Source organism: Thermomonospora cellulosilytica (assembly GCF_014138835.1).
In the GTDB taxonomy this organism is placed as follows: Bacteria; Actinomycetota; Actinomycetes; order Streptosporangiales; family Streptosporangiaceae; genus Thermomonospora; species Thermomonospora amylolytica.
Genome location: NZ_JACJII010000001.1, coordinates 7,349,184 through 7,362,877 on the forward strand (window position 1 = coordinate 7,349,184; position 13,694 = coordinate 7,362,877).

The 13,694-nt window shown below is 76.0% G+C and carries 14 protein-coding genes; 2 read left to right on the forward strand and 12 right to left on the reverse strand.

The genetic code is table 11. From position 1 onward, the window contains the following. Nucleotides 1-31 precede the first annotated feature (31 nt). Together HNR21_RS34420 and HNR21_RS34425 are read left to right on the forward strand one after the other, a co-directional pair. Nucleotides 32-1,477, forward strand: a complete 1,446-nt coding sequence (locus HNR21_RS34420; protein ID WP_182708390.1) for a DNA-3-methyladenine glycosylase 2 family protein — start codon at nucleotides 32-34, stop codon at nucleotides 1,475-1,477. Then, entirely contained in the window at nucleotides 1,474-1,986 is a 513-nt protein-coding gene (locus tag HNR21_RS34425) for a methylated-DNA--[protein]-cysteine S-methyltransferase (RefSeq protein WP_119728592.1), read from the forward strand. The genes HNR21_RS34420 and HNR21_RS34425 overlap by 4 nt, the downstream gene beginning before the upstream one ends. A 92-nt stretch (nucleotides 1,987-2,078) precedes the next feature. Here the strand turns inward: HNR21_RS34425 and HNR21_RS34430 are convergent, their stop codons facing one another. The 12 genes from HNR21_RS34430 to HNR21_RS34485 all read right to left on the reverse strand — a co-directional run bounded on the left by HNR21_RS34430 (nucleotide 2,079) and on the right by HNR21_RS34485 (nucleotide 13,555). Beyond that, a complete protein-coding gene (locus tag HNR21_RS34430) occupies nucleotides 2,079-5,258 on the reverse strand; it encodes a bacterial transcriptional activator domain-containing protein (RefSeq protein ID WP_182708391.1) in 3,180 nt (1,059 codons plus the stop codon). Between the two features lie 8 nt (nucleotides 5,259-5,266). After that, nucleotides 5,267-5,698 (reverse strand): pilus assembly protein TadG-related protein, encoded by a 432-nt coding sequence (locus HNR21_RS34435; RefSeq protein WP_233359081.1) that lies wholly within the window; start codon nucleotides 5,696-5,698, stop codon nucleotides 5,267-5,269. Next, nucleotides 5,695-6,153 carry a TadE/TadG family type IV pilus assembly protein gene (locus HNR21_RS34440; protein WP_312881531.1) on the reverse strand — a complete coding sequence of 153 codons (459 nt, stop codon included), beginning with the start codon at nucleotides 6,151-6,153 and terminating at the stop codon, nucleotides 5,695-5,697. The genes HNR21_RS34435 and HNR21_RS34440 overlap by 4 nt, the downstream gene beginning before the upstream one ends. After that, entirely contained in the window at nucleotides 6,150-6,587 is a 438-nt protein-coding gene (locus tag HNR21_RS34445) for a TadE/TadG family type IV pilus assembly protein (protein WP_182708392.1), read from the reverse strand. The genes HNR21_RS34440 and HNR21_RS34445 overlap by 4 nt, the downstream gene beginning before the upstream one ends. Beyond that, nucleotides 6,587-6,799 (reverse strand): hypothetical protein, encoded by a 213-nt coding sequence (locus HNR21_RS34450; protein WP_119728589.1) that lies wholly within the window; start codon nucleotides 6,797-6,799, stop codon nucleotides 6,587-6,589. Before HNR21_RS34450 ends, HNR21_RS34445 begins: the two co-directional genes overlap by 1 nt. A 33-nt stretch (nucleotides 6,800-6,832) precedes the next feature. Further along, nucleotides 6,833-7,747: a type II secretion system F family protein gene (locus tag HNR21_RS34455; protein WP_182708393.1), complete on the reverse strand. Its 915-nt coding sequence runs from the start codon at nucleotides 7,745-7,747 to the stop codon at nucleotides 6,833-6,835. Between the two features lie 228 nt (nucleotides 7,748-7,975). Next, nucleotides 7,976-8,941 carry a type II secretion system F family protein gene (locus HNR21_RS34460; RefSeq protein WP_182708394.1) on the reverse strand — a complete coding sequence of 322 codons (966 nt, stop codon included), beginning with the start codon at nucleotides 8,939-8,941 and terminating at the stop codon, nucleotides 7,976-7,978. Continuing rightward, a complete protein-coding gene (locus HNR21_RS34465) occupies nucleotides 8,941-10,242 on the reverse strand; it encodes a TadA family conjugal transfer-associated ATPase (RefSeq protein ID WP_119728587.1) in 1,302 nt (433 codons plus the stop codon). The genes HNR21_RS34460 and HNR21_RS34465 overlap by 1 nt, the downstream gene beginning before the upstream one ends. Beyond that, nucleotides 10,243-11,187, reverse strand: coding sequence for a CpaE/TadZ family protein (locus tag HNR21_RS34470; protein WP_182708395.1), 945 nt, complete (start codon nucleotides 11,185-11,187; stop codon nucleotides 10,243-10,245). A 1-nt stretch (nucleotide 11,188) separates the two neighbouring features. Next, nucleotides 11,189-12,064, reverse strand: coding sequence for a hypothetical protein (locus HNR21_RS34475; RefSeq protein WP_182708396.1), 876 nt, complete (start codon nucleotides 12,062-12,064; stop codon nucleotides 11,189-11,191). A gap of 229 nt (nucleotides 12,065-12,293) precedes the next feature. Then, the gene (locus HNR21_RS34480) at nucleotides 12,294-12,833 is read right to left on the reverse strand and encodes a YbaK/EbsC family protein (protein ID WP_182708397.1); all 540 of its coding nucleotides are present in this window, start codon (nucleotides 12,831-12,833) and stop codon (nucleotides 12,294-12,296) included. Beyond that, nucleotides 12,830-13,555 carry a TetR/AcrR family transcriptional regulator gene (locus HNR21_RS34485; protein ID WP_182708398.1) on the reverse strand — a complete coding sequence of 242 codons (726 nt, stop codon included), beginning with the start codon at nucleotides 13,553-13,555 and terminating at the stop codon, nucleotides 12,830-12,832. The genes HNR21_RS34480 and HNR21_RS34485 overlap by 4 nt, the downstream gene beginning before the upstream one ends. Between the last annotated feature and the right edge of the window lie 139 nt (nucleotides 13,556-13,694).

Here is a 13,694-nt window from a genome sequence, read left to right on the forward strand (position 1 = left end):
CGGGCCGGGGTCTTCGGGTTAACTCGGAGACGTGCTGGACTTCGACTCGTGTTATCGGGCCGTCGCGGCCCGGGACGTCCGGTTCGACGGGCGGTTCTTCACGGCGGTGACCTCGACGGGGATCTACTGCCGGCCGGTGTGCCCGGCGCGGACGCCGGCGCGGCGGAACGTGCGGTTCTACGCGGACGCCGCGGCGGCGGAGGCGGCCGGGTTCCGGCCGTGCAAGCGGTGCCGGCCCGAGGCGTGCCCCGGGTCGGCCCGCTGGGACTTCCGGGGCGACCTGGTGCGCCGGGCGCTGCGGCTGATCGAGGACGGCGTGGTCGACGAACACGGCGTGCGGGGTCTGGCGGCGCGGCTGGCGGTGACCGAACGGCATCTGCACCGGCTGTTCGTGGCCGAGATCGGGGCGTCCCCGAAGGCGGTGGCGCGCAGCCGGCGGCTGCGGCTGGCGCGGCGGCTGCTGCGGGAGACGTCGATGCCGGTGACGGACGTGGCGTTCGCCGCCGGGTTCGGCAGCGTGCGGCAGTTCAACGCGACGATGCGGCAGGTGTACGGGCAGACGCCGTCACAGCTGCGGGGGCCGCGCCCGTCGCAGGGCTCGGTGCTGGAGCTGCGGCTGGCGGTGCGGCCGCCGTTCGACGCGGCGAGGCTGCTGGAGTTCCTGGCGGCGCGGGCGATCCCGGGGGTCGAGGAGGTCACGGCGGGGCGGTACGCTCGGTCGGGGCCGGGGCCGTACGTGATCGAGCTGCTGCCCCGGGACACGCACGTGCTGCTCCGGGCCGGCGCCCCCGACCTGCGGGACGTCGCCCGGCTGGTGACCCGCTGCCGGCGGCTGCTGGACCTGGACGCGGACCCGTACGCGGTGCGCGAGGTGCTGGACCGCGACCCGCTGCTGGCCCCGCTGGTGGCGCGGCGGCCGGGGCTGCGGGTGCCGGGCTCGTTCGACGGGTTCGAGATGGCGGTGCGGGCGGTGCTGGGCCAGCAGGTCTCGGTCGCGGCGGCCCGCACGCTGGCGGGACGGCTGGTCGAACGGTGCGGGGAGCCGCTGCCGCAGCCGGTGGGGACGGTGACGCACCGGTTCCCCTCGGCGGCGGCGGTCGCGGACGCGGACCTGTCCGGCCTGGGCCTGACCGGCGCCCGAGAACGCACCCTGCGCGCCCTGGCCGCCGCCGTCGCGTCCGGCGACCTCGACCTGGACGGCGGCGCGGATCCGGCCGAGACCACCGGCAGGCTGCTGGCCCTGCCGGGCGTCGGCCCGTGGACTGCGGCGTACCTGTCCATGCGGGCGCTCGGCGACCCCGACGCGTTCCCGGCCGCCGACCTCGGCCTGCGCAACGCCGTCCACGCGCTGACCGGCTCTGTCCCGGCCGCCCGCGAGCTGACCGAACGCGCCGAGTCGTGGCGTCCGTGGCGCGCGTACGCGGTGATGCATCTGTGGACGTCTGCGTCCACCCGGACCCTGGAGAAGGCTTCATGATCAACGCAACGGTCCTCGACACCCCCATCGGCCCCCTGGCCCTGCTGGAGCACGACGGGGCCCTGGTCGGCGGCGGCTTCACCGCCGACCCCCGCGAGCTGCACGTCCGCCTGCACCCGGCGCTGCGCGCCCACGACCTGACCGAGGTCGACGATCTGGGCGACATCACCAAGGCGCACATCGCCTACTTCGACGGCGACCTGACCGCCCTCGACACGATCGCCGTCCACCAGCCCGGCACTCCCCGCCGGGAACGCCTGCTCGCCGCCCTCCGCCAGGTCCGCCCCGGCGAGACCGTCACCTACGCGGAACTGGCGGCCCGTGCCGGGCTGGAACGCACCGCCGCCCGGGCCGCGGGCCAGGCCTGCGCGCAGAACCTGGTCGCGCCCGTCGTCCCCTGCCACCGTGTCCTCCCGGCCGCGGGCGGCACGGGCCTCAAGCGGTACGGCGGCTACTACTACGGCGCCGAACGCAAGCAGTGGCTCCTGGCCCACGAGTCCGGCCACTGACCGGTTCGTCCGGGGGCGGCTCCCCGAGCCCCGCGAGTGCGGGTCGGACGGTCCTCGCTCGGCGGAGCCCCGCGGCGGTCGTCTGACCCGCGTCAGCGGTGGGCGGGCTGGCGCCAGTGCGGCATCAGCTCCTCGACCAGGGCCTCGGTCTCCGGTTGCAGCTGGTCGATCAGGGGGTTGCGGCCGAGCTGGTCGCGGAGTTCGTCAATGGCCATCCGCACCTGGGTCTGGTCTCCGGTGGCGTGCGTGGCGCGCAGCAGGTCTCGCCACAGCCCCTCGTCGTCGGGGGCCAGCCGCAGGCCGGCGCGGGCGGCCTTGACGGCGCCCTCGGGGTCGTGGTCCTCCAGGCGGACCAGCACCAGGCGGTGGGCCACGTCGATGACCCGGGCGGTGGCCTCGTACTCCAGCGGGTCGGCGGCCAGCCAGCCGTACCGGCCGCGCGGGCGGCCGGCCAGCAGCGGGCCGCGGACCAGGTCCAGGGCGTACGACATGTAGGCGGTCTCGGAGGCGGGCTCGGCGGCCGAACGCCAGATCAGCCAGCGGAACACCGACCAGTCGACGCGGACCTCCGAGCCCAGCCTGATCCGGCCGCGGTCGTCGTAGTACAGGTTCGGCCGGCCGCGCGAGTCCCGGCCGAGCCAGTCGGAGACCCGGGCGATGCAGGCGTCGCGGACGGCGGCGCTGACCCCGCGCGGCCAGATCGCCCCGCCCAGCACGGTCGGGTGCACGCCGCCGGGATGGGTGGCCAGGTACACCAGGATCTCGGTGCACAGGTCGCGGCGGCTGTCGTCCATCGGGCCGGGCGCGTCGATCTCGATGGGGCCGAGCAGGCGGATGTCCACCTCGCAGCGGTGCTCGGCGTGCGGGGGCTCCTCCCCGGCGGCGGGACCGGGCAGCGGGGCGCCGTCCCGGCGGGCCGCGGTGCGGAACAGGTCGGCCACGGCGGCGTACTGCTCCTCGCCGATGAGCTGCGCCGCCACGTCGAAGCCGAGGACCCCGGCGTGCAGCCGGCCTTCGGCGTCGACGTCCCAGGTCCAGGCGGCGCCCTGGACCTCCCCGGCGACCAGGTAGCCGGCCGCCGTCCGCCGTCCGGTGCGGGCCAGCGCCACCAGCCGGTCGGCCTCGGCGGCGGTGGGCTGGTCGGCCATGATCAGGTAGTGCGGCATCCAGGCCTCGCCGAACACCCCGCGGCACCGGCCGGTCAGCACCGAGTCCACGCCGGAGGCCGCCAGCGCCTGCCGCACCTCCTCGCCGCGGGCCTCCAGCTCGGGCAGCGCGTCGTGCAGGGTGGACACCGCCCGGACCCGGTCGGGGGCGATCTCGGCCAGGCTGCGGCCCAGCTCGGAGCCGAACCCGACCAGCGTGATCCGCATGTGGTCGGACCAGCGGTTGGTGGCCAGCTCCAGCGCGATGGCGGCGAGCACGGCGCGCCGGGTCTCCGCCGGTCCGCGCACCGCGATCAGCCCGTGCGCGGCCTCCAGGTCCACCAGGATGCGGCCGGTCCGGTTGGTGCCCAGCGACACCAGCCCCGGGTACGGGGCCAGCACGTCGCCCAGCTCCCCGGCGTCCAGCCCCGCCGGCGCGCCCGCGGGCAGCCGCCACACCTGGCCGTCGTCGAACGCCAGCCACGGCTCGGGCGGGTCGGGGTCGGCGGGCGCGATCCACAGGTCCAGGCTCTCCGGCCCCAGGTGGACGCCGTACACGGTGGGCAGGGTGCGGCCGTCGGCGGCCAGCGACCGGGACAGGTGCCGCAGGCCCAGGTCGAGCAGCCGCGCGCCCTCCTCGTCGCGGGCCACCCGCAGCGCCTCCTCGGCGCGCGCCGCCGCCCCCTCCGGCCGGGCGATCATGGTCCCGAAGCCGCGGTGCCACATCTGCTCGCGCCGCCGCCGGCCCAGCGCCGCCAGCACCCCGGCGGCCAGCAGCGACGCCACCGCCAGCCCCTGCGGCCAGCCGAGCTCCGGCAGCGCGACCCCGCCGTCGTCCCCCTGCTCCTGCCGTTCCGTCCCGGCGGCGGGCCGGTCCCCGGGCTCCTGCGAACGCGGGGACTCGGGAGCCCGCTCGGAACGCTCGGGTTCCTGCGCCCGCGGCGGAGCCTCCTCACGCGGCGACGCGGGAGCCTGCGTGCTCGGCGGGGCCTCGTCCTGCGGCGGCGCGGGGGCCTGCGCGTCCGGTGGGACGGGCGCCTGCGTACCGGACGGAGCCTCGTCCTGCGGAGGCGCGGGAGCCTGCGTGCTCGGCGGAGCCTCCTCGCGCGGCGGAACGGGCGCCTGCGTTCCCGGCGGGGTCTCGCCGTGCGGCGGGGCGGGCGCCTGGGTGCCGGGCGGGGCCTCCCGGGGTGGGGCGGGGGCCTGCGTCGACGGGGGCTCCGGGGCGGAGGACGCCGGGGGTTCGGTCTCGGGCGGGGCGGGGCGTTCGGCGGGCGGCTCGGGGTCGGGGCGGGGTTCGCCGTAGCGGTAGTACTCGTCCAGGTCCTGGACCGGGACGACCTCGGCGCCGACCGCGTCGTCGGGCATCTCCAGGATCCAGCCGGGGCGGATCAGGCTGGCGATCGTCAGCCTGGAACCGTCGGGCTGCATCCGGCCCTTGTTCAGCTCGTAGATCTCCCGGTAGCGGCGGCCGTCGCCCAGGCACTTGTCGGCGATCTCCCACAGGCTCTCGTGGTGCCGTCCCTCCGGAGGCTGCACCCGGTAGATCTTGGTGGTCCGCACCTTCCGCACCGGGTCGGCCGACACCCCGTCGGCGATCTCCTGCGCGACCTGTCCCGCCGGGTCCGCGGCGACCGGCGCGGCCGGGGACATCGGCGTGGCGGCGGCCATCGGCTGGAACTGCGCCGCCTGCGTCTGCACCGGGCCGTTCGGGAACAGGTCCCGCCCGGAGAACGCGGGCATCACCGCCGTCGTCGCGGTGAACAGCAGCAGCGCCGCCACCACCAGCCGGTGCACCAGCGACTGCAGCCCGCCCGCCAGCGGCACCCGGGCGGGCACGCCGACCCCGCGCACGCCGGCGTACACCTCGACCAGCACGCAGACCAGCAGTTGCAGCCACGCCAGCCACACGCAGGCGACCAGGACGGAGATGACCGAGCCGGGACCGAGCCGCCGGGTCAGGTCCTCCGGCGCGGGCATCTGCTCGGGCAGCGGCGAGCCGAACAGCAGCAGCAGCGCCGCGGGCACCCCGCCGACCAGCACCGCCAGCGCCAGCAGCGCGCCCAGCCCCGCCAGCACGTCGCCTGCACTGCGCGTCCGGATCCTGACTGCCTCGCGTGGGGACATCCGTGCCTCTAGGGGGTCTCGCCGGTCTCAGGATGGGCGGAAGCCGTCGAGGTCATCGTAAAGTCCCCCAGGCCCGGCACGATGCCCAGGATCTGGGCGCGCACCCGGATGGTGACGGTGACCCGGACCTCGTCGGCCCCGGGGACGCAGCCGCGCCCCGCGATGTCCTGCCGGTACGCCTCCAGCAGGTCGTAGGCGGCGCCGCAGGCCGCGCCGGTGTCGATCACGGGCTCCCCGGTGGCGCGCAGCGCGTCGGCGTCGATCTCGTTGGCCCCGGCCCGGGCGGCCTGCTCGGCCATGTCGGCGGCGCGCTGCCGGGCGTGGATGGCCAGCCCGCCGTCCACCAGCAGCCCGGCCAGCAGCAGCACCGCCGGGGTGAGCAGCACCGTGTACATGGCGATGCTGCCGCGGTCGTCGCGCCGCCGTTCCCGCCGGGTCACGGCGCGTCCTCCGGCGGGCCGTCGGTGCCCCGGTAGGTGTAGGTGTCGATCGGCGCGACCGCGTCGCCGGTGAACGTGCGGGAGCCCGGCAGCCCCAGGAACGCCAGGTCGCCGAGGTCGACGGTGCAGGTCACGGTGACGGTGACCCGGCCGCCGGGGCCCCACTGGCCGGTGTCGGTGACGACCTGCGGGCCGCCCCGGCACCAGTGGTGCCCGGCCAGGCTCCGCGCGGCGGCCCGGCCGGCGTACGCCTCGGCGTCCCCGGCGCTGCGGGCGATGGACGCGGCCCGCGCGGCGTCCCGGGCCGCCCCGTCGATCTGGCTCTTGGCGTCCACCACCCGGCCGGCCGCGGCCAGCAGCATCAGGAACATCACGAACACCGGGGCGAGCAGCACCAGTTCCAGCGACAGCCCGCCGCGGTCGTCCCGGCGCCGTCGCGCGGCCCGCGCCCTCACGGCAGCTCGCAGTCGGTGCCGCCGTCGTCGGGCCGGAAGCACTCGATCGGCCCGCCCGCCCGCTGGGTGACCTCGAACGTCATGAACGGGATCACCCGCACCGCCGTGCCGTGCACCTCCACCCACCGGTTGTCGGCCCCGTCGGTGCTGGTCCGCGCCTCCAGATCGGTGAGCAGGCCGGACCCGTACTGCCGGACGGACCGCAGCGCCCGTTCCCGGGCGAGCGCCGACCAGTCGCCGCCGGGCTCGCTGCGCGCGACCCGGGCGCCGCTCTGCGCCGCCGCCAGCGCCACGTGCCGGGCGTGGAAGACCATCGCGAACTGCACCACGCACAGGATGACCAGGATGAGGGCGGGGGTGAGCAGGGCCAGTTCCATCGAGGAGGCCCCGCGGTCGCCCGGCCCGCACCACCGGGACGTCCACCGCTCCGCCATCAGTAGCCGGTGTCGATCCTGTTGGCGGCGCTCTGGATGCGGTCCCTGATCACCGCGAAGACGGCGATCGCGATGACGGCCAGCATCCCGGTGATGATCGCCCACTCGATGGCCGAGACGCCCAGCCCGCGGTCCGCGGCGCGCGCCCGGCGGACCCGCTCGCCCAGCAGCGCGCGCAGATAGGTCAGGACGGGGTCGTGCAAGGGGTTCACGGTGACTCCTCGGGGTGTCGGGGATCGCTCACGTCATGCCGCCAGTATCCGGATCAGGGCCGGGAAGCCCAGGAAGATGAGGAAGCCGAAGCAGAACAGCAGCTGGGCGACCAGCATCGACTGGGAGCGCTCGCCGGCCTTGCCCTCCAGTTCCGACAGCTCGCGGCTGCGCATCGAGGCGGCCCGCGCGGCCAGCGACTGCCGCACCTTGGCGCCGTCGTCGGCGACCAGCGTCAGCGCCGCCGACAGGTCGCGCAGCTCGGCGACGTTCACCTCCTCGCCGAGGGTGCCCAGCGCCTGCCAGGGGGTCTGCCCGGTGATCCGCGCGTTGGCCAGCGCCTCCCGGATCCGGATCATCGCCCAGCCCTCGCCGACCTGCGCGGCCGACATCAGCGCCTCGGGCACACCGCGCCCGCCCGCCAGGTTCATCGACACCAGGTCCAGGAACGCGCCCACGGTGTGCCGGAAGTCCCGCCGCCGCTGCGCCGCCTCCTGCCGCAGCTGCAGGTCCGGCAGGATGAAGAAGAACGCCGCCAGCAGCACGCCCAGCCAGGCCGGGACCGCCGGGGAGCCGCCCAGCCCCAGCAGCGCCGTGTACCCGACCAGCGCCGGGATGAAGACCAGCGCCGCCGCCGGCAGCAGGAACTTGGTCGCCAGGAACCCCTCGTACGACCGCCCGAGCAGCGCCAGGTCGGCCCGTACCGACCGCTGCTCCCACCCGCGCGACTCGTAGAACCGCGCCAGCGACCGCCCCACCTGGGCCCGCAGCCCGCCGATCTGCTCCATCCCGGGGGTGGGCCGCGCCTGCCGTCGCGCCGCGTCGGCCGCCCGCGCCCGGTCGAACGCCGCCAGCGAGGCCGCCAGCCCCGGCCGCGCCGGGAACAGCGCCCGCACCAGCACGTACAACCCGAGCCCGAAACTGGCCCCGGCCAGCAACGCCCCCGTCACGACCGCCCACCTCCCGCGTCCATGGCGTGGCGGCCTCTCAGCGGCGGGGTGGACGCGCCCTGCCAGCCGGCGACCAGCCCGCCGGGGACCTCGCCACCACACCACCAGGCGATCACGAACGACCACCTCCGGCGTCCATCGCGTGACGGCCGCGCAGCGGCGGGGTCGACGCGCCCTGCCAGCCGGCGACCAGCCCGCCGGGGACCTCGCCACCACACCACCAGGCGATCATGAACGACCACCTCCGGCGTCCATCGCGTGACGGCCGCGCAGCGGCGGGGTCGACGCACCTTGCCAGCCGGCGACGGTGGCGGGGACCTCGCCGGGGACGCCGGGCCGGTCGGACGGGGCGCTCAGCAGGCGCTGGGGCATGTCGTACTTGGCCAGGCGGCGCAGCCACAGGAAGGCGGCGGCGTACAGGGCCAGGACCACGCAGAGGACGAGCTGGCCGACCAGGCCGTCGTAGGGGGCGACGTAGGGGCGGTTGAAGATGGCCAGCAGGAGGGCGGTGCCCACGGAGACGCCCACGACGATGTGGACGCTGCGGCGGGTGGCGCGGCGTTCGGCCTCCACGCGGCGGCGCATGTCGAGTTCGGCGCGGGCGGAGGCGGACAGGGCGCCGAGCATGTCGCGCAGGCCGGGGCCGCGCAGCCGGGCGTTCAGGATCAGGGCGGCGACGACCAGGTCGGCGGACGGGTCGTCCAGGTCGTCGGCGAAGCGGCGCAGCGCCTCGGGCATCGGCATCCGGGTGTGCAGCCGGTCCACCAGGGTGCGCAGGGGCTGCTGCAGGGCGGGCGCGGCGGCGCGCACCGACGACGGGATGGCCTGCTCCAGGCCGACCGCGCCGGCGATGGTGTCGCGCAGCGACTCGGTCCAGGCGGCCAGGCCCTCCAGCCGGGCCATCGCGCGGCGTTCCTCGGCGGCGCCGCCGGCGATGCCCTCCCAGCCCAGCACCAGCAGCCCGGCGCCGACCGCGGCGACCGGCCAGCGGGTGACGACCAGCACCAGCACGCCGACGATCACCGACATGGCGGTGCGGGTGGTGAGGGTGCGCACCAGGTCCTCGCGGCCGCGCCGCCGGGTGGGCCGGCCGGGGCGGACCGGCACGCCGCGCACCGCCATGACCAGCAGCACGAGCCCCCCGCCGACCAGGCTCCCGGCCACCAGCGCGGGCAGCATGTCCGGCGCCCACATCACCAGCCACCCCCCGGCACCGGGTCGTAGCCGAACTCGGCCAGCTCGTCGGCGCAGGAGACGGGCGCGGCCGGCACCGCGTACCCCTCCGGGCCCATCGCGAAGACCTCCGACGACAGCACCCGCTGGTCGCAGCCGGTGACCTCGCGGACGCTGGAGACGAACCGGCGCAGCCGCCCGCCGCGGGTGTAGTCGTTGCGCTTCTCGATGAACACCACGAAGTCGATGGCCCCGGCGATCAGCATGTGGGTGGCCTCGACCGGCAGCCGCTCGGTGGCCTGGATGGCGTAGGTGGCGATCCGGTTGAACACCTCCATCGAGGAGTTGGCGTGGATGGTCGACAGCGAGCCGTCGTTGCCCTGGGTCATCGCGTTGAGCATGGTGACGATCTCGTCGCCGAGCACCTCGCCGACGATCACCCGGGACGGGTTCATCCGCAGCGACCGGCGCACCAGCTCGGCCATCGAGATCGCGCCCTGCCCCTCGGAGTTGGGCAGCCGCTGCTCGAACGCCACCACGTTGGGGTGCAGGTCGGGGAACGCGTCCAGGCCCAGCTCCAGCGCCCGCTCCACGGTGATCAGCCGTTCGTGCGGGGGGATCTCGTTGGCCAGCGCGCGCAGCAGGGTGGTCTTGCCGGCGTTGGTGGCCCCGGCGATCATGATGTTCTTGCGGGCCAGCACCGCCGCCCGCAGGAAGCGGCCCAGCTCCGGCGACAGCGTCCCGTTGCCCACCAGGTCCGACAGGAACACCTTGCCCAGCCGGGCCCGCCGGATCGACAGCGCGGGCCGCACCGTCACGTCCATCACCGCCGACAGCCGGGACCCGTCCGGCAGCCGCAGGTCCAGTTGCGGGTTGGCGGTGTCGAACGGCCGGGACGACAGCCCCGAGTAGGCGGCCAGGATCTGGATCAGCTCGACCAGTTCCTCGTCGGAGTCGGCGACCGGCTCGCCCATCACCTCACGGCCGTCGGCGTACCCGATGAACACCCGGTCGCAGCCGTTGACGTCGATGTTCTCGATCTCGGGGTCCTCCAGCAGCGGCTGGAGACGGCCCACCCCGAACAGGGCGGCGTGCACCCCGGCGGCCAGCGCCTCCTCCTCTTCGGCGCTGGGCGGGCGGCGGCCGGAGGTCAGCTCGGCCCGCGCGTACTCCTCCAGCACCTGGGAGATCAGCGCCCGGGCGAACTGCCGTTCGTCCTCGGGCGACATCGGCGGCAGCCCGCTGGCGGCGTCCAGCCTGCGCTGGGTGGCCAGCCGGTCCCCGACCTCCTGGCGCAGCCGCTTGACCAGCGCGTGGTCCACCTATCGCCCCCTCTCCCGCACCTGGGCGGCGTCGTGCCGGCGGGTCAGCGGCTCGCGCTCGTCCGGCCGGGGAACGCCCGGCGGCCACGGGCTCTGGCCTGCGGCGGGACCGGCGGCGGGACCGGGGGCGGGACCGGGGGCGGAGGCGGCGGGGCGCTCGGCGGGACGGGGCCCGCGCGGCTGGTCCGCCAGCCGGTCCACCAGCCCGGCGGCGACCTCGCGGGCGGAACGGATCAGCAGGGAGCGGTCCAGCCGCCCGCCCCACCGGCCGCGCAGCATCTCCGCGCCCTTGGGGTCGAGCGCGAACCCGCCGAGCACGGTGGCGGGCAGCGCGGAGGACGCCACGATCCGGTCCACCTCGGCGACCGTGCCGCGGAAGTCGCGCGGGTCGGCCAGCACCACGATCCCGATGGGCGGCCCGCCGGGCAGCTTCTTGGCCAGGGCGTTCACCCGTTCCCGCAGATGGGCGACCTGCTCGAGGGTGGCGCGGCACAGCAGCACCACCATGTCGGCCTCGCGGATCAGGTCCAGCAGCGGGGTCTCGGCGCCCAGCCGCCCGCAGTCGGCCAGCACGTCCACCGGGGACAGCCCGGCGAACGCCCGGCCCAGCGGCCCCCACAGCCAGGTCATGCCCTGCGCCTGCTCGGCGTTGGTCAGCCCGACCAGCACGTCCAGGCCGCCGACCAGCCGCTGGCAGTGCTCGGCGATCTGCTCGGGCCGCAGCCCGCGGCGGGCGGTGGCGGCCAGGCTGAGCAGCCCGCGCGACGGGTTGAGCATGGTGGAGCCGCCGTCCTCGGTGGCGGCGGGCAGCCGGTAGACCAGGTCGCCGCCCGCCTGGTCGCACTCGGCGACCAGCACCGGCCGGGGCCACACCGCGCCCAGGGCGACCGCGGCGGTGGTGACGCCGGGTGCGCCCTTGTCGGCCGCCAGCGCGATCAGTGCCACGTCAGCCCCCGGCCGGGGTGCTCGCCGGCCCGGTGCCGGGCGCGGGCGTCTGGCTGGGCCGCGGGGTCGTCTGGCCGCCGCCGTTGCCGGGGCCGTTGCCGGAACCGGGGCCGGTGGTCGGCTGCTGTGCGGGGGCGGGCTGGGACGGGGCGATCCGGGTGCCCTCCGGAACGATCACCGCCGCGACCGCCCCGGCGGAGGCGGCCTGGGTGAGCAGGGCCACGTCGGCGGGCGGGACGGCCACGTCCACCATGGTCTGGTCGCCGCGCAGCCGGTCCTCGCCGCCGGTCCGCACCTGCTGGACGATCGCGTCGGCCGACAGCAGGGTGCCGGGCCGGGGGCCGCCGCCCTGGCCGCCGGCGACCGCGTACAGCGCGACCCGGGTGCCGGGGTCCAGCCCGTCGGCGGGCAGCTGGCCGGGCTTGAGCGCCAGCCCGACCTCGACCCGGCCGAGGGCTGCGTCGTCGCCGGGCGTGGTCATCGCGTTGGTCAGCAGCGCGCCCTCCACCAGCGGGACCGCCGCGTACGCGGTGGTGACCCGGTGGCGTTCGGACCAGCGGACGTACTCGATGCCGGTGTCGCCGATCTGCACCTCGCGCAGCGCGCTGGCGGGAATGCGCTGGCCGGGGGCGACCGGATGGGCGATCTGGATGGCCGACACCCGCTGCCCGCTGGCCATCACCAGATAGGCGCTGGCCAGCGCGCCGCCGAGGATCAGCAGCACGGCCAGGGCGGCCAGCGCGGGTTTGCGTTCGCGGGGCGGTACGGGCAGCCGCTGTCCGGTGGACGCGCCGAGCCCGGTGCGCCCGAGCGTCGTCGCGTTGCCCGTGGAGCCGCTGCCGGAGCCGCCGGCGACCGTCGACTGACTGGCCTTCATCGCTGGTTTTCTCCGAGATGCGCGTTACCGAGCGATCCATGCTTGCGGCGCGGGTGAGCCCGCGTCAATGGATTCACCGTGGATATGCGATCCCGTAACCGGCCGTCACCCGACGGACCTGCCGTTTCGGTGATCACATAATGGCTTACCGGTCGTACGGGCGGCGCTTACTGCGGCGCTTTGCCGATCCGATGATCGTTTCCGTGCGCCGCCGGGGCCGGCCCGGGGGTCAGCCCAGGGGCCGGGACAGCGCGACCACCTCCGCGCCCGGCAGCCCGGTCAGCGCCCGGCCGGGCAGCAGCAGCTTGGACCGCCGCACCCCGCTGCCCACCACGACCCGCGGCTGCGCGGCGACCAGCTCGTCCACCAGGATCGGCCATCCGGCCGGCAGCCCGACCGGGGTGATCCCGCCGTACTCCATCCCGGTCAGGCCGGTGGCCTCGTCCATCGGCGCGAACGACGCCTTGCGCGCCCCCAGGTGCCTGCGGATCACCCCGTTGACGTCGGCGCGGTGGGTGGCCAGCACCATGCAGGCGGCCAGCTGCGTCTCGCCGCCGCGCCTGGCCGCGACGACCACGCAGTTGGCGGAGGACTCCGGCGGCACCGCGTACCGTTCGCAGAACGCGGCGGTGTCGGCGAGCCCGGGGTCGATCTCGGCCACCAGCGCCTCCGGGACGGCGGCGTCCGGCCCGGCGAGCGCGGCGCGGACCGGTTCGGCCAGCAGGTCGGGGCGGTCGGCGGCGGGGATCCAGTCGAGGTCACCGATCATGCCGCCGATTCTCCCACCGGGGCGGGCAGGCCGATGAGCGCCCCCAGCGCGGCCACGCTGTGCCGGAAGAACGCCTCCCGGTCCTCGATGGCGTTCTGGAACTGGCCGAACAGCTCGAAGCTCACCCACCCGTACACGCCGGCCACCGCGGTCACCGCCCGCGCCGCCGTCTCCTCCGGCACCTCGGGCATGATCAGCTCCCGCACCCGGGCCACGTCCGCCGCCATCCCGCCCTCGAACGCGGCGGGCCCGCCGGGCGGGACGGCCAGGACGCCGGCCCGGTGGGCGTCGGTGATGATGCGGCCGATGACGAGGGTGTCGCGCATGGCCGGGGCGACGGTGTCCTCGGGGGCGCGGTAGCCGGGGACCGGGGAGCCGTACAGCAGGGCGTACTCGTGCGGGTGGGCCAGGGCCCAGGCCCGGATCGCCAGGCAGGCGGCCTGCCAGCGCCCGCCGTGGTCGGCGGGGTCGCGGCCGGCGTCGGCGTGCTCGACGGCCCGGCCCAGGGAGTTGTAGCCGTCGATGATCAGCGTCGTGAGCAGGTCGTCCTTGCTGGGGAAGTAGCGGTAGACCGCCGAGGAGACCATGCCCATCTCACGGGCCACCGCGCGCAGCGACAGCCCGGCCGCGCCCTCGGTGGCCAGATGCCGCCGGGCGATCTCGACGATCTCCCGGGTGATCTCGGCGCGGACCCGTTCCCGGGCGGTGCGGCTGCGGTTCATCGGTTCCCCTCGCATCGTCGCAGAGCACTGCATTATGACGAGAGCGGTGCTCCCCATGACACCGTACACAGCGCGTCAGATGCCGGTGCAGGGGGCGGTAATTAAGCTGAGCCGGTGCCGGAGCCGCCCCGCGGTCGTT